Source organism: Novosphingobium sp. TCA1, from assembly GCF_009811895.1.
GTDB lineage: Bacteria > Pseudomonadota > Alphaproteobacteria > Sphingomonadales > Sphingomonadaceae > Novosphingobium > Novosphingobium panipatense_A.
In genome coordinates this window covers 310,740-332,701 of record NZ_BLJH01000002.1, presented here as the reverse complement: position 1 = coordinate 332,701, position 21,962 = coordinate 310,740, and the positions used below count along the sequence as shown (strand labels likewise).

At 65.9% G+C, this 21,962-nt stretch carries 23 protein-coding genes and 1 tRNA gene; 13 read left to right on the top strand and 11 right to left on the bottom strand.

Annotated elements, in window-relative coordinates:
• Positions 1-13: 13 nt before the first annotated feature.
• Both NTCA1_RS04900 and NTCA1_RS04895 read right to left on the bottom strand, forming a co-directional pair.
• On the bottom strand, positions 14-739 hold the full coding sequence (locus tag NTCA1_RS04900; RefSeq protein WP_159829015.1) for a triacylglycerol lipase: 726 nt from the start codon (positions 737-739) through the stop codon (positions 14-16).
• A 253-nt stretch (positions 740-992) separates the two neighbouring features.
• Positions 993-1,562: a DUF3617 domain-containing protein gene (locus NTCA1_RS04895; protein WP_159828873.1), complete on the bottom strand. Its 570-nt coding sequence runs from the start codon at positions 1,560-1,562 to the stop codon at positions 993-995.
• Positions 1,563-1,669: 107 nt separating this feature from the next.
• Here NTCA1_RS04895 and uvrB point away from each other — a divergent pair, with 107 nt between their 5' ends.
• The 6 genes from uvrB (at position 1,670) to NTCA1_RS04865 (ending at position 9,192) form a co-directional block, all read left to right on the top strand.
• Positions 1,670-3,856, top strand: a complete 2,187-nt coding sequence (gene uvrB / locus NTCA1_RS04890) for an excinuclease ABC subunit UvrB (RefSeq protein ID WP_159828870.1) — start codon at positions 1,670-1,672, stop codon at positions 3,854-3,856.
• Between the two features lie 115 nt (positions 3,857-3,971).
• A complete protein-coding gene (locus NTCA1_RS04885; protein ID WP_236549102.1) occupies positions 3,972-4,217 on the top strand; it encodes a type II toxin-antitoxin system HicA family toxin in 246 nt (81 codons plus the stop codon).
• A gap of 7 nt (positions 4,218-4,224) precedes the next feature.
• Positions 4,225-4,446, top strand: coding sequence for a type II toxin-antitoxin system HicB family antitoxin (locus NTCA1_RS04880; RefSeq protein ID WP_133084388.1), 222 nt, complete (start codon positions 4,225-4,227; stop codon positions 4,444-4,446).
• Between the two features lie 221 nt (positions 4,447-4,667).
• The gene (locus NTCA1_RS04875; protein ID WP_236549101.1) at positions 4,668-5,777 is read left to right on the top strand and encodes a helix-turn-helix transcriptional regulator; all 1,110 of its coding nucleotides are present in this window, start codon (positions 4,668-4,670) and stop codon (positions 5,775-5,777) included.
• 106 nt (positions 5,778-5,883) lie between these two features.
• The gene (locus tag NTCA1_RS04870; RefSeq protein WP_159828867.1) at positions 5,884-7,389 is read left to right on the top strand and encodes an acetyl-CoA hydrolase/transferase family protein; all 1,506 of its coding nucleotides are present in this window, start codon (positions 5,884-5,886) and stop codon (positions 7,387-7,389) included.
• A 288-nt stretch (positions 7,390-7,677) separates the two neighbouring features.
• Positions 7,678-9,192: a S10 family peptidase gene (locus NTCA1_RS04865; protein WP_201282417.1), complete on the top strand. Its 1,515-nt coding sequence runs from the start codon at positions 7,678-7,680 to the stop codon at positions 9,190-9,192.
• Between the two features lie 137 nt (positions 9,193-9,329).
• On the opposite strand, the gene NTCA1_RS04860 is transcribed toward NTCA1_RS04865, so the two are convergent.
• Positions 9,330-10,001, bottom strand: a complete 672-nt coding sequence (locus NTCA1_RS04860; RefSeq protein ID WP_086492434.1) for a glutathione S-transferase family protein — start codon at positions 9,999-10,001, stop codon at positions 9,330-9,332.
• A 197-nt stretch (positions 10,002-10,198) separates the two neighbouring features.
• Between NTCA1_RS04860 and NTCA1_RS04855 the strand changes: the two genes are divergently transcribed.
• Both NTCA1_RS04855 and NTCA1_RS04850 read left to right on the top strand, forming a co-directional pair.
• On the top strand, positions 10,199-10,585 hold the full coding sequence (locus NTCA1_RS04855) for a VOC family protein (RefSeq protein WP_086492301.1): 387 nt from the start codon (positions 10,199-10,201) through the stop codon (positions 10,583-10,585).
• A 65-nt stretch (positions 10,586-10,650) separates the two neighbouring features.
• Entirely contained in the window at positions 10,651-11,037 is a 387-nt protein-coding gene (locus NTCA1_RS04850; RefSeq protein ID WP_159828864.1) for a VOC family protein, read from the top strand.
• A gap of 3 nt (positions 11,038-11,040) precedes the next feature.
• Here the strand turns inward: NTCA1_RS04850 and metW are convergent, their stop codons facing one another.
• From metW to NTCA1_RS04835, 3 genes are read right to left on the bottom strand one after another with little or no spacing between them, the layout of a single operon-like run.
• Complete coding sequence (gene metW / locus NTCA1_RS04845; protein WP_201282416.1) at positions 11,041-11,625, bottom strand: methionine biosynthesis protein MetW; 585 nt, start codon at positions 11,623-11,625, stop codon at positions 11,041-11,043.
• 2 nt (positions 11,626-11,627) lie between these two features.
• Complete coding sequence (locus tag NTCA1_RS04840; RefSeq protein ID WP_201282415.1) at positions 11,628-12,068, bottom strand: GNAT family N-acetyltransferase; 441 nt, start codon at positions 12,066-12,068, stop codon at positions 11,628-11,630.
• 7 nt (positions 12,069-12,075) lie between these two features.
• Positions 12,076-13,200, bottom strand: a complete 1,125-nt coding sequence (locus NTCA1_RS04835; protein ID WP_159829000.1) for a homoserine O-acetyltransferase — start codon at positions 13,198-13,200, stop codon at positions 12,076-12,078.
• A 98-nt stretch (positions 13,201-13,298) separates the two neighbouring features.
• On the opposite strand from NTCA1_RS04835, the gene hisC reads away from it, so the two are divergent.
• From hisC to NTCA1_RS04820, 3 genes are all read left to right on the top strand, one after another.
• The gene (hisC, locus tag NTCA1_RS04830) at positions 13,299-14,429 is read left to right on the top strand and encodes a histidinol-phosphate transaminase (protein ID WP_159828861.1); all 1,131 of its coding nucleotides are present in this window, start codon (positions 13,299-13,301) and stop codon (positions 14,427-14,429) included.
• A complete protein-coding gene (locus tag NTCA1_RS04825; RefSeq protein ID WP_159828858.1) occupies positions 14,426-15,346 on the top strand; it encodes a prephenate/arogenate dehydrogenase family protein in 921 nt (306 codons plus the stop codon). The genes hisC and NTCA1_RS04825 overlap by 4 nt, the downstream gene beginning before the upstream one ends.
• Positions 15,347-15,434: 88 nt before the next feature.
• Entirely contained in the window at positions 15,435-16,211 is a 777-nt protein-coding gene (locus NTCA1_RS04820) for a transglutaminase family protein (RefSeq protein ID WP_159828855.1), read from the top strand.
• 195 nt (positions 16,212-16,406) lie between these two features.
• On the opposite strand, the gene NTCA1_RS04815 is transcribed toward NTCA1_RS04820, so the two are convergent.
• From NTCA1_RS04815 to ftsE, 4 genes are all read right to left on the bottom strand, one after another.
• Complete coding sequence (locus tag NTCA1_RS04815) at positions 16,407-17,102, bottom strand: 1-acyl-sn-glycerol-3-phosphate acyltransferase (RefSeq protein WP_133084391.1); 696 nt, start codon at positions 17,100-17,102, stop codon at positions 16,407-16,409.
• Complete coding sequence (locus tag NTCA1_RS04810; protein ID WP_086492308.1) at positions 17,102-17,653, bottom strand: YdcF family protein; 552 nt, start codon at positions 17,651-17,653, stop codon at positions 17,102-17,104. Before NTCA1_RS04810 ends, NTCA1_RS04815 begins: the two co-directional genes overlap by 1 nt.
• 26 nt (positions 17,654-17,679) lie before the next feature.
• Positions 17,680-18,546, bottom strand: coding sequence for an ABC transporter permease (locus tag NTCA1_RS04805; protein WP_236549105.1), 867 nt, complete (start codon positions 18,544-18,546; stop codon positions 17,680-17,682).
• 104 nt (positions 18,547-18,650) lie between these two features.
• Positions 18,651-19,364 carry a cell division ATP-binding protein FtsE gene (gene ftsE, locus NTCA1_RS04800; RefSeq protein ID WP_159828852.1) on the bottom strand — a complete coding sequence of 238 codons (714 nt, stop codon included), beginning with the start codon at positions 19,362-19,364 and terminating at the stop codon, positions 18,651-18,653.
• Between the two features lie 146 nt (positions 19,365-19,510).
• Here ftsE and NTCA1_RS04795 point away from each other — a divergent pair, with 146 nt between their 5' ends.
• Complete coding sequence (locus NTCA1_RS04795) at positions 19,511-20,425, top strand: MJ0042-type zinc finger domain-containing protein (protein WP_159828849.1); 915 nt, start codon at positions 19,511-19,513, stop codon at positions 20,423-20,425.
• A gap of 236 nt (positions 20,426-20,661) precedes the next feature.
• A tRNA-Leu gene (locus NTCA1_RS04790) sits at positions 20,662-20,748 on the top strand.
• A 265-nt stretch (positions 20,749-21,013) separates the two neighbouring features.
• Here NTCA1_RS04790 and NTCA1_RS04785 read toward each other — a convergent pair.
• Positions 21,014-21,886 (bottom strand): NTP transferase domain-containing protein, encoded by an 873-nt coding sequence (locus NTCA1_RS04785; RefSeq protein WP_159828846.1) that lies wholly within the window; start codon positions 21,884-21,886, stop codon positions 21,014-21,016.
• Between the last annotated feature and the right edge of the window lie 76 nt (positions 21,887-21,962).

Here is a 21,962-nt window from a genome sequence, read left to right as displayed (position 1 = left end):
GACTCTGGAATTCTCAGCCCTCGATATCGAGCTGCCGCAGGACTTCCGCAATCACCCGCGGATCGCTGGCGAAGCCCAGATGCGAGCAGCGGATCGGCACGGCCCGGTCGCGTTCGTGCGGCCAGCCGCAGGCAGAGCGGGGGTGGATGACCCCATCGCGCGGGCTCCAGAGCGCGATCGTCGGCACCGGCGGTTTCTCGGAAAAGTCGCAGTCGATCGGCGGTGCGTCTACCGAGTGGCCGGTCACCACCTGATAGGCCCGCCAGGCATTGTTGGCGCGCGGATCGCCGGAAAAAGGCGTGCCCATCGTCACCACTTTGCCGACACTGCCGGGCTGCCGCCGGGCGATCTCGCGCGCGAAGAGGCCGCCGAGGCTCCAGCCGACCAGCGTGACCGGCGCCCGGTGCCGACGCGCTAGCGAACCCACGCGCCGCATCAGGAACTCGAAATTGTGCGGATTCGGGCCGAAGTTGAACCCCAGCCCCCATTCATGGACTTCATGCCCGGCCTGCGCCAGCGCCTCCGCCATAGGCCGCATCCGGTTGGGGTGAGCGCCGAAGCCCGGGAGGAGCATGACCGGCTGGGGATGAAGCGCCGTCTCGATCCCCAGCAGCTTCTTCCCACCGCGCCGCAGCGACGCCAGTTCGGCAAAGAACAACCGCAGCGACGGCTTGCGCACGCCCTCTGGATGCGGCTCGCGCGCCAGTACCGCGCGGCGCACGATGGCGCTGCGCATCATGTCCAGCTGGCGTGGAGCCTGACCGTTCACTTTACCTCTTCAACTCCTGTACTGTCAGGCCAAACAGGCCTTAAAATCCTTTGAAAATTCGCGGAAGAGCGAATTTTGCGGCACCGGCCCCGTTTGGATTCAGGCGCCCCCACCCTGGCACCCAACGGTAGTATCCTGCGGGTGGCAGGGTGGGGGCGCCGGAGTCCAATTGGGGCCGGTGCCGCATCGAAAATGCCTTTCAGGCATTTTCCAAAAAGGCCCCTTACCCCTGACAATCCCCGATGCGCTTCGTGTTCACGTGCACCGTCATCTTCATCTGGCCGCCGACTTGCGCGTCGCCGGTCATGTCCATCTTCACGGTAATGTCCGAATTGTCCTCGGCCACCGTCCCGCCTAGCGTCAGGACGGCCTTGCCGCCTTCCTTCGACGTACATTCCATCTGGGCATCGAGCTTTCCGCCATCAACGTCGAAGCGCGAATAAGTACATTCGCGATTCTGCCCCACGTCGTGGAACATGTCGCGGTAGCCTTTTTCGGCTTCGGCGGAAGTCAGGCAGAATTCGTTGACCTGCGACTTCTGAAGCGTCGACTTCATCTGGTCCGCCATCTGGCTGGGCAGCCCCGGAACGTCGATCTGCTTCACTTCGCTGACCTGCCTGTACTTGCCGGGTCGGGGCTTGTCGAGCTTGGCGGCTTCCTGTCGTATTTCTTCCTGGGACCTGGCGGCAGAGCCTGCCGCGGTGCCGGCATCCTTCGACTTGTCGTCCTTCGCGCCGCAGCCCGCGGCCAGTACGGCCAGGGCGATCGCGGCAATGGTCGCATATCGCTTCATGAAGCTTCGTCCTTCATCGACCCCAGAGACCAGCCGCGTACCACCGCCGCGCGCTGCCTGCCAACGAGTCATTGCGGGGCCATGCCATATACCCCATATGTTCTCCCATGGCAGAGCTGATCATCCGCCGGGGCCTTGAGGAACCGGACACTTCGGGCACTTTTGTCCCCCACAAGCCGGCACGTCCCGACAAGTCGATGCCGGGCAGGCCCTTCAAGGTCGTCTCCGAGTACGAGCCGAACGGCGACCAGCCGACCGCCATCGCCGACCTCGTCTCCACGGCGGGCGAAGGCGAAAAGACGCAAGTGCTGCTGGGCGTCACCGGATCGGGCAAGACCTTCACCATGGCCAAGGTGATCGAGGAACTGCAACGCCCCGCCCTGATCCTGGCGCCGAACAAGATCCTCGCCGCGCAGCTCTATGCCGAAATGAAGGACTTCTTCCCCGAGAACGCGGTCGAATACTTCGTTTCCTACTACGACTATTACCAGCCCGAGGCCTATGTCGCCCGGTCGGACACCTACATCGAGAAGGAAAGCTCGGTGAACGAGGCGATCGACCGCATGCGCCACTCGGCCACGCGGGCGCTGCTGGAGCGGGACGACGTGATCATCGTCGCCTCGGTCTCGTGCCTCTACGGCATCGGCTCGGTCGAGACGTACTCGGCGATGATCTTCGACCTGAAGACCGGGGACACCCAGGATCAGCGCGAGATCATCCGCAAGCTGGTCGCCCTCCAGTACAAGCGCAACGATGCCGCCTTCACGCGCGGCACCTTTCGCGTGCGCGGGGACAATCTGGAACTCTTCCCCAGCCATCTTGAAGACACGGCCTGGCGCATCTCGTTCTTCGGGGACGAGATCGAGGAGATTGCCGAGTTCGATCCGCTCACCGGCAAGAAGGGCTCCGCGCTCGAAAAGGTGCGGGTCTATGCGAACTCGCACTATGTCACGCCCGGCCCGACGATGAAGCAGGCGAGCGAGGCGATCCGCTTCGAACTGACTGAGCGACTGAAGGAACTGGAAGCCGAAGGCCGCCTGCTCGAAGCCCAGCGCCTGGAACAGCGCACCAATTTCGACCTGGAGATGATCGCCGCCACCGGAAGCTGCGCGGGGATCGAGAACTATTCGCGCTTCCTCACCGGCCGCCTGCCGGGCGAGCCGCCGCCGACCCTGTTCGAATACCTGCCGGACAATGCCCTGCTGTTCGTGGACGAAAGCCACCAGACGGTACCGCAGATCGGCGCGATGTCGAAAGGCGACCACCGCCGCAAGATCACCCTGGCCGAATACGGCTTCCGCCTGCCGAGCTGCATCGACAATCGCCCGCTGCGCTTCAATGAGTGGGACGCGATGCGCCCGCAGACCATTGCCGTCTCCGCCACGCCCGGCCACTGGGAGATGGACGAATCGGGCGGCGTCTTTGCCGAACAGGTGATCCGCCCCACCGGACTGATCGATCCGCCGGTGGAAATCCGCCCGGTCGACGATCAGGTGCAGGACTGCATCATGGAGTGCAAGGCGGTGGCCGAAAAGGGCTATCGCACGCTCGTCACCACCCTCACCAAGCGCATGGCCGAGGACCTCACCGAGTTCATGCACGAAGCCGGCGTGCGCGTGCGCTACATGCACAGCGACGTCGAGACGCTGGAGCGCATCGAACTGATCCGCGATCTTCGCATGGGCGTTTACGACGTGCTGGTGGGCATCAACCTGCTGCGCGAGGGGCTCGACATTCCCGAATGCGGGCTCGTCTGCATCCTCGATGCCGACAAGGAAGGCTTCCTGCGCAGCGAAACCTCGCTGATCCAGACCATCGGCCGCGCCGCGCGCAACGTGGACGGCCGCGTGATCCTCTACGCCGACCGCATGACCGGCAGCATGGAACGCGCCATCGCCGAAACCGACCGGCGCCGGGCCAAGCAGGAAGAATACAACGCCGAACACGGCATCACCCCGCAGACGATCAAGCGCCGCATTGCCGACATCGTCGCCGACACCGCCAGCCGCGACGGCGTGCTGGTGGACATCGATGCCGAGGGCCAGAACAACCTCGTCGGCCACAACTTGCGCGCCTATATCGAGGAACTCGAACAGAAGATGCGCAATGCCGCCGCCGACCTCGAATTCGAGGAAGCCGGCCGCCTGCGCGACGAGATCCGGCGCCTGGAAGCCAGCGAACTCGGCATTCCCGACGATCACAAGAAAGCCCCGATCGTCGGCCGCAGCAACGAGGGTAAGCCCGGCACGCGCAAGACGCGCTATGGGAAGATGCAGCGAAAATGGGGCAAATAGCCCACGTTTCTCGTTACCTATTTTCAATCATATCCAAATAGCTCAACATTGATTGAATGTATGGACGACATCGGCATTCTGATTGTTAAGACGCTTGAAACCGCTCGAGGCGTCGATGATCAAACCTGCCAAGCTCCATTTGCAACTTCTGGAAGCACGAAGTCGTACGATCCCGTTTCGTGATTTCGAGAGGTTACTAAAGGCATTTGGATTTACGCATGTTCGAACCAAGGGAAGCCATCAAATCTGGACTCACCCCGCTCTTGACCGCCCCTTCCCGGTTCAACCGAATGCGAAAGACGCCAAGCCTATCAGGTTCGCGAGTTCCTTGAACTCGTCGAGCAGCACGCGCTATATGTGATCGAGTGATGGAACCACATTACCACATCAACCTGTTCTGGTCCGATGAGGATGCTTGCTGGATCGCGGACGTCCCCGATCTCAAGCCCTGCTCCGCGCATGGCAGCAGCCGAGCCGAAGCGCTGGCCAATGTCAACGACGCCATCGAGGGCTGGTTGGAAGTTGCAGCGGAGAAGGACCTGCCCATTCCCGCACCCCGATATCGTCCCGCTATTTACGCGACGACCTGAACACCGGGTCCTTTTGCGATCAGCCAAAAGAAAAAAGCCCGAGACCTGCCGGAACAGGCCTCGGGCAAGTGTCAGGATGGCTAGTCGCCGATCCCTCGGGTCGCGCCTTGGTTGTGCCTCCGTTTCGGATCGAGAACATACCACGTTCATGGTAATAATTCGTAAGTCCCGTTCGATAACAGTACTTGTTAAGCCCGCCCCGGGGCTGCATGAATGCTGGCGTGGGCAGGGACGGATACGAAGCGCGCGCGGGCGATTTGGCGGAGCTGTTCGCACGCGCGCCGTTCGAGGAAGGCGGGTGGGAGCGTGCGCTGAAAACCCTCGCCAGCCGGACAGGCTCTTCCCGCGCCCAGCTTCTGGCCCTTGGCGATCGCCATGCCGCGTTCAACTGGGTCACCGATGCCGACCCTTCGTTTCTGACCGAATTCGACAAGATCGGCGGATACCGTCCTGACGTAAACTATCGCGTAGCGTCCACGCGGGCGCCGCTCGAACTTTCGTGGGAAGCCCATTATGCCGAGGCGCGGGCCGTTTCGACCAACGAGGCCTATCTCGATTACGTGCGCCGGCACGATGCCGAATTCGGCGTGCAGATGGTTCTCAGCCAGCGCGTGGGCGTGCTCTTCGGGCTGGCCGCGCTGCACGGGTCGAAAGACGGCGTGACCACCGAGGCACAGCGCGACGTGTTCCGGCAGGTCGGCCCTGCCGTGCTCGATGCCATCCGCCTCCAGGACGCGATCGAGCATCAGGGCGCCGACCTGCTGAAAGGTTCGCTCGAATCGATGCGTAATGCCGCGATCCTGCTCGATGCGGTTGGCAAGGTCTGCGGCATGACCTCGGCGGCGCAGGCCCTGCTTGGACCGAGGACGCTGCAAGTGCGGGGCGGCGGCCTCTTCGCCGCGCGCCCTGATCTCGACCAGATCCTGCAGAAACGCATCGCCGCCGCTCTCGCCGGAACCGCCGACGGCCCCGCCGACCTCTGGCTGCGCGGCGACAACGAACTGCTGCTGATCGACGCGCGCACGCTGCCCCGGCAGGACTGGACATTCGGCTTCGCCCCCCGCGCGATCGTAACCCTGCGCGCCCCGCTCGCGCTAGACCAGCTTCCGGCGCGGCGGCTGGCCGAAGCGCTCGGGCTGACGCTGGCCGAAGCGGAAGTCGTCACCCTTCTCGCCCAGGGCCACTCCCGCCAGGCGACCGCGCAGCTGCGCGGCGTCAGCGTGCAGACGGTCGTCGCCCAGCTCCGCACGATCTTCCAGAAATGCGGCGTCAACCGCGAGGCCGAACTCGTCGCCATTGCAAGAACGATGATCGAAATGGCGTCGCGGTGATCCCCCATGCGTCCGCCGCAACCGTCCGGTTGGACTTTGCACTGGATTCGTCGCTCCCACAGGCCGACTGGCGCTGCAAAGGTCAGTCAGAAAGGAAGAGGTTGCCATGCGCATCGAGAATCATGAGCTTCGCTCAAAGGTCATGCCCGCCGAAGAGGCCGCGCGCCTGATCGAAAGCGGCACTGCCGTGGGCATGAGCGGGTTCACCGGTTCCGGTTATCCCAAGGCCGTCCCTCTCGCCCTCGCCGCCCGTATCGAAGCCGAACATGCCGCCGGACGCGCGTTCAAGGTGCGCATGTGGACCGGCGCCTCGACCGGCCCCGAACTCGACGGCGCGCTGGCCAAGGCCGACGGCATCGAGTTCCGCCTGCCCTATAATTCCGACCCCATCGCCCGCGAACGCATCAACAAGGGCGAGATGAACTATTTCGACATGCACCTCAGCCAGGTGGCGCCGATGGCATGGCAAGGCTTCCTCGGCCCGCTGGATACGGCGGTGATCGAGATCTCGGGCATCCGCGCCGACGGCAGCCTGATCCCCTCCTCCTCGGTGGGCAACAACAAGACCTGGCTCGACCGCGCCTCCAAGGTCATCCTCGAAGTGAACTCGTGGCAGAACGAGGCGCTGGAGGGCATGCACGACATCTACTACGGCACCGCCCTGCCGCCTTCGCGCGTGCCGATCCCGCTGGTGAAGCCCGATGACCGCATCGGCGAGCCTTACCTCAAGGTCGATCCCGCCAAGGTCGTCGCCGTGGTCGAGACCGACCGGCCGGACCGCAACGCCCCGTTCAGCCCGCCGGACGAAAAGGCCCGGGCGATCGCCGGCCACATCCTGGAATTCCTGAGCCACGAAGTGAAGCTGGGCCGCCTGCCTTCGGCGCTGCTGCCGATCCAGTCGGGCGTGGGCAATATCGCCAATGCCGTGCTGACCGGCCTGGTCGACGCGCCGTTCGACAGCCTGACGTCCTATACCGAAGTGATCCAGGACGGCATGCTCGACCTGCTCGACTCGGGCAAGCTGCGCATGGCCTCGGCCACCGCCTTCTCGCTCAGCCCCGAGGCCGCCGCGCGCGTCAATGCCGACATGCACCGCTACCGCGACAAGATGCTGCTGCGCCCGCAGGAAATCTCAAACCACCCCGAACTGATCCGCCGCCTGGGTTGCATCGCCATGAACGGCCTCATCGAAGCCGACATCTACGGCGCGGTGAACTCCACCCACGTCATGGGCTCGCGCATCCAGAACGGCATCGGCGGTTCGGGCGACTTCGCGCGCAATGCCTATATCTCGATCTTCATGACGCCTTCCACCGCCAAGGGCGGCAAGATCTCGGCCATCGTGCCGCAGGCGAGCCATGTCGACCACATCAACCAGGACGTACAGGTGATCGTTACCGAGCAGGGCCTGGCCGATCTTCGCGGCCTCAGCCCCAAGGAACGCGCCAGGGTGATCATCGCCAATTGCGCGCACCCGGACTATCGCCCGCTACTGGAAGACTACTACGCCCGCGCGCTCAAGGGCTCCTATGGCCTCCAGTCGCCCTCGCTGCCCGGCGAGGCGCTGTCGTGGCACCAGCGCTTCATCGAAACGGGTTCGATGCTGCCCTGATCTGAAAAGAATCCGCCCCCCGCGGATTTCGGACGGCACCCCCGCGCCGTTCGAAAGCCTGACCTGCCCTGCCTTCCGAATGGCTCAACCCATGGCCAATCCCCGGAAGGCAGGACGGGCCAGGCGCGTTTTTTCCCAAGTTTTTCGGTTTACCGCATTTTCCGAGTCATCAGGTGATTCCACCTGATTAGAAAATGCTTGGCACTCTTGTCGTATACTATCTTCGGGTTCTACCTATCGCCCCTGACGTCCGTTCGGACGCATCGACAAAAAGGGGTCGTTCCTTCCATGCGCAAAGTTTCGCTGGCCTGTCTGGCCATGGCGCTCGCCGCCGTCTCCGTTCCATCCCTCGCGGCTGAAAAGTCGGCTGGCAAGTCGGCAGACAGCGCCGAGGCGAAGCAGGACGAGAAGTCGGACGAAATCCCGCTGCTGCCCGCCCCCAAGTCGATCAAGCAGAGCGCGGTGATCGGCGGCAAGACGGTGAACTACGTCGCCACCGTCGGCGCGCTTCCGATCAAGGACGAAAAGGGCAAGACCATCGGCGAGGTGGTCTATACCGCCTATACCGTGCCCGGCGCCCCGACCGCGCGCCCGGTCACCTTCGCCTTCAACGGCGGCCCCGGCGCCGCATCGGTCTACCTGAACCTTGGCGCCATCGGGCCCAAGCGCGTCCAGTTTGGCGCACAGGGAGACGCCCCGTCCGACCCGGCCGTGCTGCGTGACAATCCGAACTCCTGGCTGGACTTCACCGACCTCGTCTTCATCGACCCGATCGGCACCGGCTTCTCGCGCAGCCGCGTCGATGCCGAGGAAACCAAGAAGGCGTTCTACACCTCCGAGAACGACATCAAGTACCTCAGCCGCGTGGTCTACGACTGGCTGAACCAGAACGGCCGCCTCACCAGCCGCAAGTACCTTTCGGGCGAAAGCTACGGCGGCTACCGCGTGCCGCGCCTGGCCTATTACCTCCAGACCCAGATGGGCGTGGGCATTTCGGGCATGACGCTCGTTTCCCCCTACCTCGACCCGCCCGCCATCGGTGAGGACGACGCGCTGTCGCCGCTGCCCTGGATGATCAACCTGCCCGCCATGGTCGCCGGCCACTTCGAGCGAAAGGGCAACCTCAGCGAAGCCTCGATGGCCCCGGTCGAACAGTATATTCGCACCGAATATGTGCAGGACTTCCTCGCCGGACCGCAGGACAAGGCCGCCACCGACCGTCTTTCCGCGAAAGTCGCCGAACTGACCGGCCTCGATCCCGCGCTGGTGCGCCGCATGGACGGCCGCGTCGACATCCCGACCTATCTGCGCGAAATCCACCGCGACCAAGGCCTCGTCGGATCGGTCTACGATTCCAACTACACTGCCTACGACCCCTTCCCGGCCAGCGCCCGCCCGCAATACAGCGATCCGCTGCTGACCACGCTGATCGCGCCGACCACCTCGGCCATGGTCGATTTCGTCACGCGCCAGGTCGGCTGGAAGGTCGATGCCCGCTACAATGCGCTGTCCTACGAGGTGAACGAGGCCTGGACCCGCGACAATAGCGACAATCCGGTTAAGGACTTGCGCCAGGCGATCTCTATCGATCCGAAGATGACAGTGGACATCGTCCACGGCTGGGACGACCTGTCCTGCCCCTACTTCGGCTCGCGCCTGATCATGGCGCAGATGCCGCAGTTCGGCCGCCCGGACCGCGTGCGGCTGCATATGTATGAGGGCGGCCACATGTTCTACTCGCGCCCCGACAGCGGCGCGGCGCTGCGCCGCGATATTCTGGAAAGCTACCGCGCGGCGAACTGATCGATCGTCGTCGTCCCGGGCTTGACCCGGGACCGCTGGCAGTGAACGGCCCACCTCGCGTCGGGGCGCTTTACTGCCAGCTATCGCCTAAAAATCTGCCAGCGGTCCCGGATCAAGTCCGGGACGACGGCCGCACTTCAGGCATCCACTTCGGCATAATGGCTGGGCGGCTGGATCACTTCCATGCGCTCGCTCAGCAGCGGCCGGAACGAGGGCCGCGACTTCATCACCAGATACCAGCCGCGCGCCTGCTCGTGGCTCGACCAGTCCAGCCCGCCGAGATAGTCCGCCACCGAGATCTGCGCCGCGGCGGCGAGGTCCGCCAAGGTCATCGTCGCGCCGGCCAGCCAGGGGCGGTTGTCGATCAGATAGTCGATGTAGTCGAGATAGTCGTGCGCCAGCTTCATCGATTCGCGCAGGATCTTGGCATCGGGCGACTGGCGCAGGACGAGGCGCTTCTTCATCCGCTCATGGAGCAGCGGACCGGAGACGTCGTGGAAGAAATTCTCGTCGAACATCGCGATCAGGCGGCGGATTTCGGCGCGCTGTACGGCGGTGCCGCTGATCTGCGGGTTGCGATCGACGGTTTCCTCGAAATATTCGCAGATCGCCCGGCTGTCGACGATCACCGTGCCGCGCTCGGTTTCCCGCACCACCGGCGTGCGTCCCGCCGGGTTCATCTCGAACAAGCGGTCCTCGCCCTCCCAGGGGCGCGCGGTCTGGAGTTCGTAGGCGATGCCCTTTTCGGCCATGAGCAGCCGGACCTTGCGGCTGAAGGGGCAGAGCGGAAACTGGAAGATGTGCCACATGGCGTTTTCGAATGCCAAACCTGTCCGCAAGCGTCCACCCGAAGCGGAAAGGGGCGTTTCGGAGCCGGGCCGAAACGCGTGGATAAGTCACGCCTCTACCGCATCCCCGGCATTCATCGTCGCGGCGCAGCCCCGGCGATTGACCCGCCCCCTGCACCGATCCACACCACGCCGTCCCTTGTTTTTGGAGAATACGAATGTTCAGCCACATCTGCGTCGGCAGCAACGACCTCGTCGCCGCCAAGACCTTCTACGATGCGGTCTTCGCGACGATGGGCGCCACCCCGCTGATGGCGGACCCGGCCGCCGGGCGCCTAGCCTATGGGCACAATGGCTCCAATTTCATGGTCGTCACCCCGGTCGACGGCAACGAGGCGACCTTCGCCAATGGCGGCACGGTCGGCTTCTCGATGGACAGCACCGAAGCGGTCGATGCCTGGCATGCTGCGGGCTGCGCCGCAGGCGGCCGCAGCTGCGAGGATGCGCCGGGCCTGCGCGAGTTCCCCTTCGGCAAGCTCTATCTCGCCTACCTGCGCGATCCCCAGAACAACAAGCTCTGCGCGATGCACCACGTTCAGGGATGAACTGACGGGCGGGGATTGGGCAAGTCCTGCCCATCCCCGTCCAGCACCCGGAGGAAGGAAGCACGATGATCCTGAAAAGCCTGCGCCTCGGCACCAACGATCTCGAAAAGGCCCGCGCCTTCTACGATGCGACTTTCGCCGCGCTCGGCGTCGCACCTTGTGCCGTCCCTGCCGAATATCCCATCGTCCTCTGGGACCTTGCCGGGTTCAAGTTCCTGCTCGGCCCCGCCCGCGACGGCGCGCCTGCCACCCATGCCAATGGCGGCACGATCATTTTCGAAGCGCCCAGCGAAGATGCCGTGCGCGCCTGGCATGCGGCCGGTCTCGCCCATGGCGGAACGTGCGAAGGCCAGCCGGAACCCAAACCGCAGGCGCGCGGCGCTTTCGGGGCCTATTTGCGCGATCCCGACGGCAACAAGCTGGGGATCTACTGCGGGCTCGCCATCGGATAGACCCTATTCGCGCGAGAGCAGGAACACCGCGTGCTCGGCGCGGAAGTTCGCGGCGGCAGCGCTGCATTGCCGGTCGCCGGACAGGAACCACGCGCCTTCCGCCCGGATCCCCCGGCTGCGCACCAGCTCGCGGAAATCGCCCACGGTCAGGTGGTGGATATTGGGCGTCTCGTACCAGGCCACCGGCAGCAGGCGCGTGACCGGCATCCGCCCGCGCCAGAGCAGCGAGAGCCGCACCCGCCAATGGGCGAAATTCGGGAAGCTCACGAAGGCGCGGCGGCCGATGCGCAGCAGTTCGTCGAGCACGAGGTCCGGCCGCATCGTCGTCTGCAAGGTCTGCGAGAGGATGGCATAGTCCACCGACTGGTCGGGATAGAAGGCCAGGTCGCTGTCGGCATCGCCCTGGATCACCGAGAGGCCCTTGCCCACGCAGATGCCGACGTTCTCCGCATCGATTTCCATGCCGCGCGTGTCGCAGCGCTTGTCCCGCAGCGCCTGCATCAAGGTGCCGTCTCCGCAGCCGACATCCAGCACCCGCGATCCCGGCGCGACATGGGCGGCGATCACGGCAAGGTCGGGGCGCAGCATAATCAGGAATCCGTTTGCAGAACGGCGGCGAATGGGCCGGAAAGCCGCTCCATCAACCGGTCCGGCCGCATCAACGGATCGAAACCCAGCCTGGCATAGACGCCGTGGGCATCGCGCGTGGCCAGCATGAAGCGGCGAATGTCGCCGTAGTCCGGGTTGTCGAGGAACCAGCTGACCATGCGGCGGCCAAGGCCCTGTCCGCGCGCGGGCGCGTCCACCCAGACATCGGCCAGCCAGGCGAAGCTGGCCCGGTCCGAGATCACGCGGGCGAAGCCGACCTGGGTGCCATCCGGCAGATAGGCGCCCAGGCAGTGCGAACCGGCGATCTGGCGCTCCACTTGCGCGCGCGCGACACCGGGGGTCCAATAGCTCGACGCCAGCCAGCCGTGGATGCGCGCTAGGTCCAGCCGCGAGGGATCGTCGGAAAGTTCGATATCAGGCATGTCGATCTCAGGCATTCTGGCCGCTTTCTCCAAGGAAACCTTCCACCACGCGGTCCAGCGCGGGTACGTCCAGCAGGAAGGAATCGTGCCCGAACGGGGCGGACAGCTCGACGAAGCTCACCGGCAGCCCGGCAGCATTGAGCGCATGGACCACGTTCCGCGAATCCGCCGTGGGGTAGAGCCAGTCGGTATCGAAGCTGACCAGGCAGAAGCGCGCCTGCGATCCGGCGAAGGCATTGGCCAGCAGACCGCCATGCTCCTCGGCCAGATCGAAATAGTCCATGGCGCGGGTGATATAGAGGTACGAGTTCGCGTCGAAACGGTCGGTGAAGGCCAGCCCCTGATAGCGCAGGTAGGACTCGATCTGGAAATCGGCGTCGAAACCGAAAGTCTTCTCCTCGCGGTCCTGCAGGCGGCGGCCGAACTTCTCGGTCAGCCCCGCTTCCGACAGGTACGTGATATGCGCGGCCATGCGCGCCACCGAGAGGCCCTTTTCGGGGCCTTTGCCATGCGCATAGTAATCGCCATCGCGCCACTGCGGATCGGCCATGATCGCTTGGCGGCCCACTTCGTGGAAGGCGATGTTCTGCGCCGAATGGCGCGCGGTGGAGGCGATCACCAGTGCGGCGCGGGTGCGTTCGGCAAAATTGGCGGCAAGGCTCAGAGCCTGCATGCCGCCCATCGATCCGCCGACGACGGCATGGAGACTGTCGATCCCCAGCATATCGAGCAGGGCCACATGGCCGCGCACCATGTCGCGGATGGTGATCACCGGAAAGCGCATGCCCCAGGGCCTGCCGTCTGCCGCCGGGCTGGCCGGGCCGGTGGAGCCCATGCAGGACCCGATCACGTTCGCGCAGATCACGAAGAACCGGTCCGTGTCGATCGGCTTGCCGGAACCGACCATGCGCACCCACCAGCCGGGCTTGCCGGTCCTGGGATGGTTGGAGACGACATGGTGATCGCCGGTCAGCGCGTGGCAGATCAGGATCGCATTGTCCTTCGCCGCATTCAGCGTGCCGTGCGTCTCGTAGGCAATGCGCACATCGGCAAGGCTTTGCCCGCCGTCGAGCGGCAGCGGTTGGGCGAGGTGCAGGACCTGAGCGGCGTCGGTTATCGGCATGGTGGACATGATATGGAAATGGAGGTGGGGGAGCGGCGCAGACCTGTCAATCTTCCGCGCCATTCGCCCCTGTCCATCCCGGTCGCGCTGGGTTAAGGCGGCGCGTCATGACCGATAGCCAGACCCTCCGCCCGACCGCTGCCTCTCATGGCGGCCCGACGCCCAAGCCCTGGATCGAGGCGATCCATGCCTATGTGCCGGGGAAGTCGAAAGGCAAGGACGGCAAGCCGCTGATCAAGCTTTCGGCCAACGAGAACCCGCTGGGCACCAGCCGCGCCGCGCTCGATGCCCGCGCCCAGGCACCCGCGCTCTATCCCGATCCCGACAGCACCGCCCTGCGCGCGGCGATCGCGCAGAAGCACGGCCTCGACGCCGCGCGCGTGGTCATGGGCACCGGCTCGGACGAACTGCTCAACCTTGCCGCGCAGGGCTATGCGGGGCCGGGCGACGAAGTGATCTACGTGCGCTACGGCTTCTCGGTCTACGACATCGCCGCGCGCCGCTGCGGGGCAACCCCGGTGATTGCCCCCGATGCCGACTACGGCACCGATGTCGATGCGCTGCTGGCGCTGGTGACGGACAGGACCCGCGTGGTCTTCGTCGCCAATCCCAACAATCCCACCGGCTCCTACCTGCCTGGCGGCGAAATCGCGCGGCTCCACGCAGGCCTGCCGTCCGACGTGCTGCTGGTGCTCGACCAGGCCTACGGCGAATATGTCGCGCCCGAGGACGACGACGGCGCCATGGCACTTGCCCAGGCCCACGCCAACGTGCTGGTGACGCGCACGTTCTCGAAGATCTTCGGCCTTGCCGGGGAGCGCATCGGCTGGGCCACCGGCGCGCCGGGCATCGTCGCCACGCTCAACCGCATTCGCGGGCCCTTCAACGTCTCCGCCACCGGGCAGGCCATGGCGCTCGCCGCGCTGGGCGATGCCGATTTCGTGGAAGCGAGCCGCATCCACAACCGCGACGAGCGCGCCCGCTTCGTCAAGGCGCTGGAGGCGCTGGGCAACCACGGGCTGCGCCCGCTGCCGACCCAGGCGAACTTCGTGCTGGTGCTGTTCGAAGGCGCGCTCACCGCCGAGGCCGCCTTCGAAGGCCTGGCCGAGCGGGGCTACATCGTCCGCTGGCTGCCCGGCCAGGGCCTGCCGCAGGCGCTGCGCTTCACCATCGGCAAGCCCGAGGACATGGACGCGATCGCCGCCGCCCTTCGCGACATGGCGGAAGCCGCACAATGAGCATCGACAAGGTCGCGATCATCGGCCTCGGCCTGCAGGGCGGCTCCATCGGCCTTGCCGTGCGCGAATACCTGCCGCAGGTGGAAACCACCGGCTACGACCTCAGCCCCGCCCACCGCGCCCGCGCCGCCGAGCGTGGCCTGGTCGGCAAAGTCTGCGAAACCCCCGCAGAGGCGGTCGAACAGGCCGATCTCGTGATCTTCTGCGTGCCGCCGGGGGTGATGGGATTGGCTGCCGAGCAAGTGCGCGGCGCCCTGCCCGCCCATGCCCTGGTCAGCGACGTCGGCTCCAGCAAACAGGCGATCTCGAAGGCCCTGGGCGAGGCCCTGCCCGATCACATGGTGATCCCCGCCCACCCGGTGGCCGGCACCGAGAATTCCGGCCCCGACGCGGGCTTCGCGCACTTGTTCCGCAATCGCTGGTGCATCGTCACCCCGCCGGACCGCACCGATCTGGTCAGGCTCAGCGAACTGGTCGGCTTCTGGGAAGCGCTCGGCGCCAATGTCGAGATCATGACGCCCAAGCACCACGATCTCGTGCTCGCCGTCACCAGCCATGTCCCGCACCTCATCGCCTATACCATCGTCGGCACCGCCTCCGACCTGGAAGACGTGACCCAGAGCGAGGTGATCAAGTATTCGGCGGGCGGCTTCCGCGATTTCACCCGCATCGCCGCTTCCGACCCGACCATGTGGCGCGACGTTTTCCTGTCCAACAAGGAAGCCGTGCTCACCATGCTCCAGCGCTTCACCGAGGACCTTACCGCGCTCCAGCGCGCGATCCGGGTGGGCGACGGGGATGCGCTGTTCGAACAGTTCACGCGCACCCGCGCGATCCGCCGCTCGATCATCGAGGAAGGACAGGACGATTCCCGCCCCGACTTCGGCCGCGCGGATCACGAGAACGGAAACGCATAAAAGATATTCCTCGGGAGCCGCGCACGCGCCCGCGCTTTGAAGGCAGGAACCGTTTCAGGTTCGTGCCTCCAGGGAGCAGCCCGCTGCGATGAAGCTCGCGATCCGCACCGAACTCGAATATGCCCTCTCCGGGCCGACCGACATCCTCCTGCAACTGGAGGCGGCGATCCTTCCCGAGCAGGCGGTCCACAGCGCCCATATCGCGCTGCCCCCGGCCCGGCACTTCGCCCGCCTGCCCGGACACGACCAGATCGGCGACCGCATCTGGCTCCATCTCGAAGACCGGCTGACCGTTACTTACGAGGCGATCGTGGAGCCGGAAAGGCTGGTGACGCCGCTCGCGGGCCTGCCCGCCGTGCCGCCGCACCTGCTGCCGGGCGAGACCGTGGACTATCTCCTGCCCTCGCGGTTCTGCCCCTCCGACACCTTCCAGCAGTTCGTGCTCGACCAGTTCGGCGCATTGCAGGGCGGAGACCGGGTTTCCGCCATCCGCGACTGGGTGGGCGGCCACATGCGCTATGTACCAGGCGCCAGCGATGCCCAGACCACGGCGGCGGACAGCTTCCGCTCCGGCCAGGGCGTGTGCCGCGACTATGCCCACCTCGTCATCAGCCTGTGCCGCGCCAGCGCGATCCCTGCGCGCTTCGCCAGCGTCTACGGGCTGGGCGTGGAGCCGCAGGACTTTCACGCCGTGGCCGAAGTCTTCCTGGACGACACCTGGCATCTCGTCGACGCCACCGGCATGACCCGCCCGGAAGCCATGGCCAAGATCGGCGTCGGCCCGGATGCGGCCGGGGTCTCGTTCCTGACCAGCTACGGCCCGGTCACGCTGGAGCGCCAAAGCGTGGATGTGGTTTCTGTTTGAAAATCCGCCGCAGGCGGATTTTGAGCGGCACCGGCCCACGCCCCCACCCGACCTCCCACTAGTGTATCCTGATGGGAGGTCGGGTGGGGGCGTGGGCCGGTACCGCAAGCCTTCGACGGATGTCGAAGGCGCACCAAACAAAGACTCCCGGTGCCGCTTTGAAAATGCCCATACGGGCATTTTCAAGACAACCTCTCAGTCGTTCAGAACGTTGATCCGTTCCAGCACCAGCGCTTCCACTTCCGCGCGCGGCAGGCCCGGCTCGATTCGCTCGCCGACGCGCAGGGTGATCGTGCCCGACTTCTTCCAGAGCCGGTGATAGAGACGCCCGCTGTCCACCGCGACCGGCACCACCGGCAGGGCGAGCAGCTTGTAGAGCCCGGCAAATCCCGACTGAAGGGGCACCCGGCTGCCATGCGGCACGCGCGTGCCTTCGGGGAAGATCGCCAGCGGCCGCCCTTGCGCCGCGAAGCCGCGCGCCGATGCCACCATCGCGCGCAGGGCCTTGGCGCCCTCTTCCCGCTCCACCTTGACGACGCCGTAAGTGCGCGCCGCCCAGCCCCAGCCGGGCAGGTTGACGAGTTCCGCCTTGGGAAAGGGCGCGGGAAAGTCCATCTGCACCGGCAGGTCGATCGCCTCGAAGAAGCTCTCGTGCTTCATCGCCACCAGCACGCCGTCATTGGGCATCGTGCCCTCTATCTTCAGGCGGATGCCCAGTAGCCAGCGACAGCACCAGCGATGGAACCGGCCCCAGCCGCGCACGCTGCGCCGCATCGGCTCGCGCCCGAACAGCGAGGTCACGCCCACGGCCGCGATGAATACCAGCGTTCCGGGATAGAACGCCAGATAGAAGGCAAGACTGCGAACGACGTCGAGCGGGGTGGCGCGCATCAGTGCTTTTTCCAGGGAGGGCGGTTCCAGAAATCGAGCGCCATGCGCCCGAAGTACTTGTGATATTCGAGGAACAGCGTGCTGAGGCTGGGGCGCGAGGGCACTCCGTCCTCCAGAATGTCGATATGGTCCGGCAGTTCGCGCGCCAGTTCGTAGGCGGCGCGGCGCATGTGCCAGTCGGCCGTGACCAGCCGCACCGAGCGCGCCTTGCGCCGGGCCAGCCAGTTCGCCGCCTCTACCGCGTTGGAGCGGGTGTCGTAAGCCTCGTAGCCCAGGGTGATGCAGCACTTCATGAGGCGGCCGGGAATGCGGAACTCCGCCGCCAGTTCGCCGGGCTTGACCTCGCGGTCGACGCCGGAGATGAGCAGGCGCGGCGCCTTTCCGGCATCGAGCACCGCCAGCGCGCGCTCGATGCGGCCCTTGCTTCCGGTCAGCACGATGACGGCGTCGGTCCGCACCCCGTCGTCCAGCGGCCCCGGCAGCGTGACCGCGAACCAGAGGAACCCGAAAAGCCAGATCAGCAGGACAAAGGCGGCGGTGCGGCGAAACATGAGCGATCTATAGCGACTTGTGCGTACTATAGCATCTTGCGCAGCGCATGCAGCACCGTCAGGCGTGCCGTCAGCATGGCAAGCAGCGTCGAAAGCAGCGGCACCAGCGCCAGCAGGAACCAGTCGGTCCAGACCAGCGCGCCGCTGTCCACCAGCCCCGCGCCGAGATCCGCGAAGCGCCGCCCGAGCGAGAGGATCACCACCATCGCCAGTGCCAGCCCCACGGTTCCGCCGCCCGCGGCATCGTAGCCGATCGAACGCTGGAACACCTGCGCGACTTGCGTATCCGTGCCGCCGAGCAAGTGGACGATTTCGATAACGTCGCGATTGGCGCCCAGCGCCGAGCGCGCCGCCAGCAGCACCGCCGCCGCCAGCGCCGCCGCCAGCAGCACGACCAGCGAGATCGACAGCACCTGAAGCGAAACCATGGCATCGAACACCGGCCGCAGCCAAGTGGACTGGGCATCGACTTTGGCCGACGGCGCCGCTTTGGCGAGGGCCTTCTCGATCGCGACGAGCCGGGGCGCCGTGGCCGGGCCCTTCAGCCGGACGTCGATCAGCGAGGGGACCGGAATGACCGCGCCGCTTCCCGCCCCGTTTGCACCTGCATCGGAGATGCCGATACCGAGCCAGGGTTCGATCAGGGCGTCCAGTTCGGACTGCGGAACTTCGCGAAGGCCGGCAATATCCGGCAGGCGCTTGATCGCCTCCACGGCGGCCTTCGTCTCGCGGTTGCGCACGTCGTCGCGCGGCTCGATGACCTGCACGGTCACGCCGCCCTCGATCTCCGCCCGCGCCGAGGAAATGGCATTACCCAGCGCCAGACCGGCGGCAAGCGCGATTGCGGTCATCGCCACCATGATCGCGATTACCCAGGGCATCGGCCCGGACATGCGCGTCTGCGGAATCAGTTCGGCCCCGCGCACGCCGAGGCGCCTCCAGCCAAAACGGAGCCAGGAGAATCGAGGCCGCGCAGGCGCGGTGTCGTCTCGCTCGCTCATGCCGGCCTGCGCGGAGGATAGCGCAGCGCGCCGGTGGGATCGGCCAGCCGCCCCCGGTCTAGCCGCATGATCAGGCTGTCGGGCACCTTGCGCAGCAGGTCGAGATCGTGGGTGGCGACGACCACGGTGGTGCCCTGGCGATTGAGCATCTCGAACAGGCGCAGCAGCTTGAGCGCCATTTCGGCATCGACGTTGCCGGTCGGCTCGTCCGCCACCAGCATGGCCGGGCGCGCGATCACGGCGCGGGCGATGGCCACGCGCTGCTGCTCGCCGCCCGAAAGCGTCGCGGGGCGCGCGTCGATCTTGTCCGACAGGCCCACCCATTCGAGGATGTCACGCACCGGGCCGCCGATATCCCATTCCTGATGTCCCGCCACGCGCAGCGGCAGGGCCACGTTGTCGAAGGCGGAGAGGTGCGGGATCAGGCGGAAGTCCTGGAACACCACGCCGATCCGCCGCCGCAGGTTGGGCAGGCGGCCGCGCGGCAGGGTGATGGCATCGGTGCCGAACATGCGGATCGCCCCGCGCGAGGGGCGCTGCGCCAGATAGAGCAGCCGCAGCAGCGAGGTCTTGCCGGCGCCGCTGGCACCGGTGAGAAAGTAGAAGCGGCCCGCGAACAGCGAGAAGGTCAGATCGGACAGAACCTCGCGCTCGGTTCCGTAGCGCAGGCCCACATTGTCGAAATGGACGATTTCCCCGTCGGCGATCATGCTCGTATATCTGTGCTGCGTCTGGTCCGAACGGGCGACGTCAGCGGCTATAGCGAGCATTGAATGTGGAAAAAAGGGCGTTCCGGCCTGTGCCCACAGGTCCATGCCTTGTCGCGGCGGAGTCACTCGTGCTTTAGCTTGCGATCATGATCATCGCGTGCCCAGCTTGCTCTACACGATATGCCGTGCCGGACAGCGCCATCGGCATGGACGGTCGCACCGTTCGCTGCGCCAAGTGCCGCCACAGCTGGTTCCAGGAAGGCCCCGAAGCGGCGGTCCTGCCGGAAGATGCGGCGCCCGAGGCGCCTTTGGCAGAGGTTCCGGCTCCGGCCGCGCCTGTTCCGCCGCCCCCTGTCCCGGTTGAAGCACCTCCCGCCGAAGTCGCCGCCGAGCCCGAGCCGGAACCCGTCCGGCCCGCCGCGCCTGCTCCGCAGCCGGTGCGCGAGGCGATCCGCGTTCCCGGCAAGGCTCCGGCCGCAGCAACCACGGCACCGGAAGCCGCCACTCCCGGCGACACCGCGCCCATTGCACCGCCGCGTGGCAAGCCGGCCGCCGTCTATGACGACACCACGGCCGTACACTACGCGGACGAAAGCCATTCCAGCTTCGATTTCGCACCGCCGTTCCGCCCCCGCCGCAACTGGACGCGCATCGCCACTTTCGGCTCGGCGCTCTTTGCCGTGGTGACGCTGGGCCTTACCGGCGCCGTCGCCTGGGGCGGCCTGCCCGACTGGCTGCCGATCCCGCACCAGACGTTCTCCCAGGCCCAGCCGGACCTCCAGCTCGACTTCCCGCGCAAGCGGCAGGACCGCAAGCCCCTGCCGGACGGCACCGAGTTCTTCTCGGTCAGCGGCACGATCAGCAATATCGGCAGCGAGGCGCGCAAGGTGCCTTCGCTCCTGGTGGTGCTGCGCGACAAGCGGGACCGCATCGTCTACGAAAAGGAAGTGGTCCCTTCCAAGCGCAAGCTGGCCCCCGGCGAGGCGATTACCGTCAACGAAGCCCTGACGGACATCCCCAAGGCCGCCTCCGCCGCCGAAATCGGCTGGAAGCCCGAATAATTCGCCCCGGATTCGGCGGAAGCATCCGCCCCGACATGACGCGCCCGGCCCCTCGGCCTGGGCGCGTTTTTGTTGGCTTGGCGGCCGACCCACGCAATTCCGCCGAAAATTCAGCATCGAAGGAAAAAAATCGCGCTTTTCGAAAATAATTGAAGGAAGCCACTTGCCGGGTCGGAAACCCTTTGCTAGTGGCGCGCTCCTGCCACGGGGCGGCTTCGAAGCTCCCCGGTGATTTAGCGGTCATGGCGGAATTGGTAGACGCGCAACGTTGAGGTCGTTGTGGGCGAAAGCCCGTGGAAGTTCGAGTCTTCTTGACCGCACCATCACTCTTGAAATTCAAGACTGGACAATGCCTTCGGGCCCCCGAGAGGGGGCCCGAAAGTCGTTTGGGGTTTTGAAAAATGCCCGAGGGGCATTTTTACGCGGAGTCTTTTGCTGGGTGCGCCATTCGCATCCGCGAATGGCTTGCGGCACCAGCCCACGCCCCCACCCGACCTCCCATTCAGTGTATCCTAGATGGGAGGTCGGGTGGGGGCGTGGGCTGGTGCCGCCAAAATCCGCCTGCGGCGGATTTTCAAACAGAGTCTCTCACGCAACCGCGCGCGCTATACTCTTTCTGGTTTCATCCGGCGACATCGGCGAGACGTCTCCCAGCAGGTCGCGCACGATGGCATAAGTGCGGTCGTTGTCGACGTCGATCGCCTGGGTGCCGTCGGCCATGATCACCGCGCGCACGCGCAGGCCCATCCGGCGCGACGCGCGCACCACGGCGCCGGAGAGCGTTTCCAGCCCCAGCTTTATCTTCATCAGCCCGACAAGGCCCAGTGCGCGCAGGATCCGCGCGCTTTCCCGTCCGCCGATGCGGGCGCCCCGGAAGACCTCCACGGCATCGACGAACCGCGCGGAGGCCATGCCGTAGAGATCGCATGTGGCGAAGTCCCCGTCGCGCAGGCCTATATAACTGCGCAGCGCGCTCGGGTGCGCTGCCTCCACCGCATCGCGCCGCGCGAGAGCAAAAGTGACGTCGCAGGTCTCCAGCATCCGGGCCATAGCGTCGATCGATTCCGCACTGAGCAGCGCATGGTCCGCCGTGGTGACCAGCAGCGGCCCTTCCCAGTCTTCCGCCGCCTTGCGCACGCTGGCGGCAATGTCCTCCCGCGCTTCCACAAGCGCGATGGTGCCGCGCCCCGGCAGGCGGGTGAGCACGTCCCAGATCGGATCGAACGCCTCCCGCTCCACGCAGACCGCCAGGCTGGCGACACGCGGATGCTGCGCGGCGGTCTGCAGCACGTGGGCGATCAGCGGGCGCCCCGCCAGCGGAATGAGGCAGCGGTGCTTCTCTCCGAAGCGCTCGGCAAGCGGATCGACGCCTGCCGGTCCGAGCCCATGGCCCGCCAGCACGACCAGCCTCAGCGGCGGGTGCGCGGTGTCGTCGATATCGGGAGAAACCGGAAGAGTCATGATCCCCGACGCTATGCCGCCTGCTTGTGACAGCGCCGTGACTGGCGCGGAAATCCGCGATTCCCGGATGAGGATC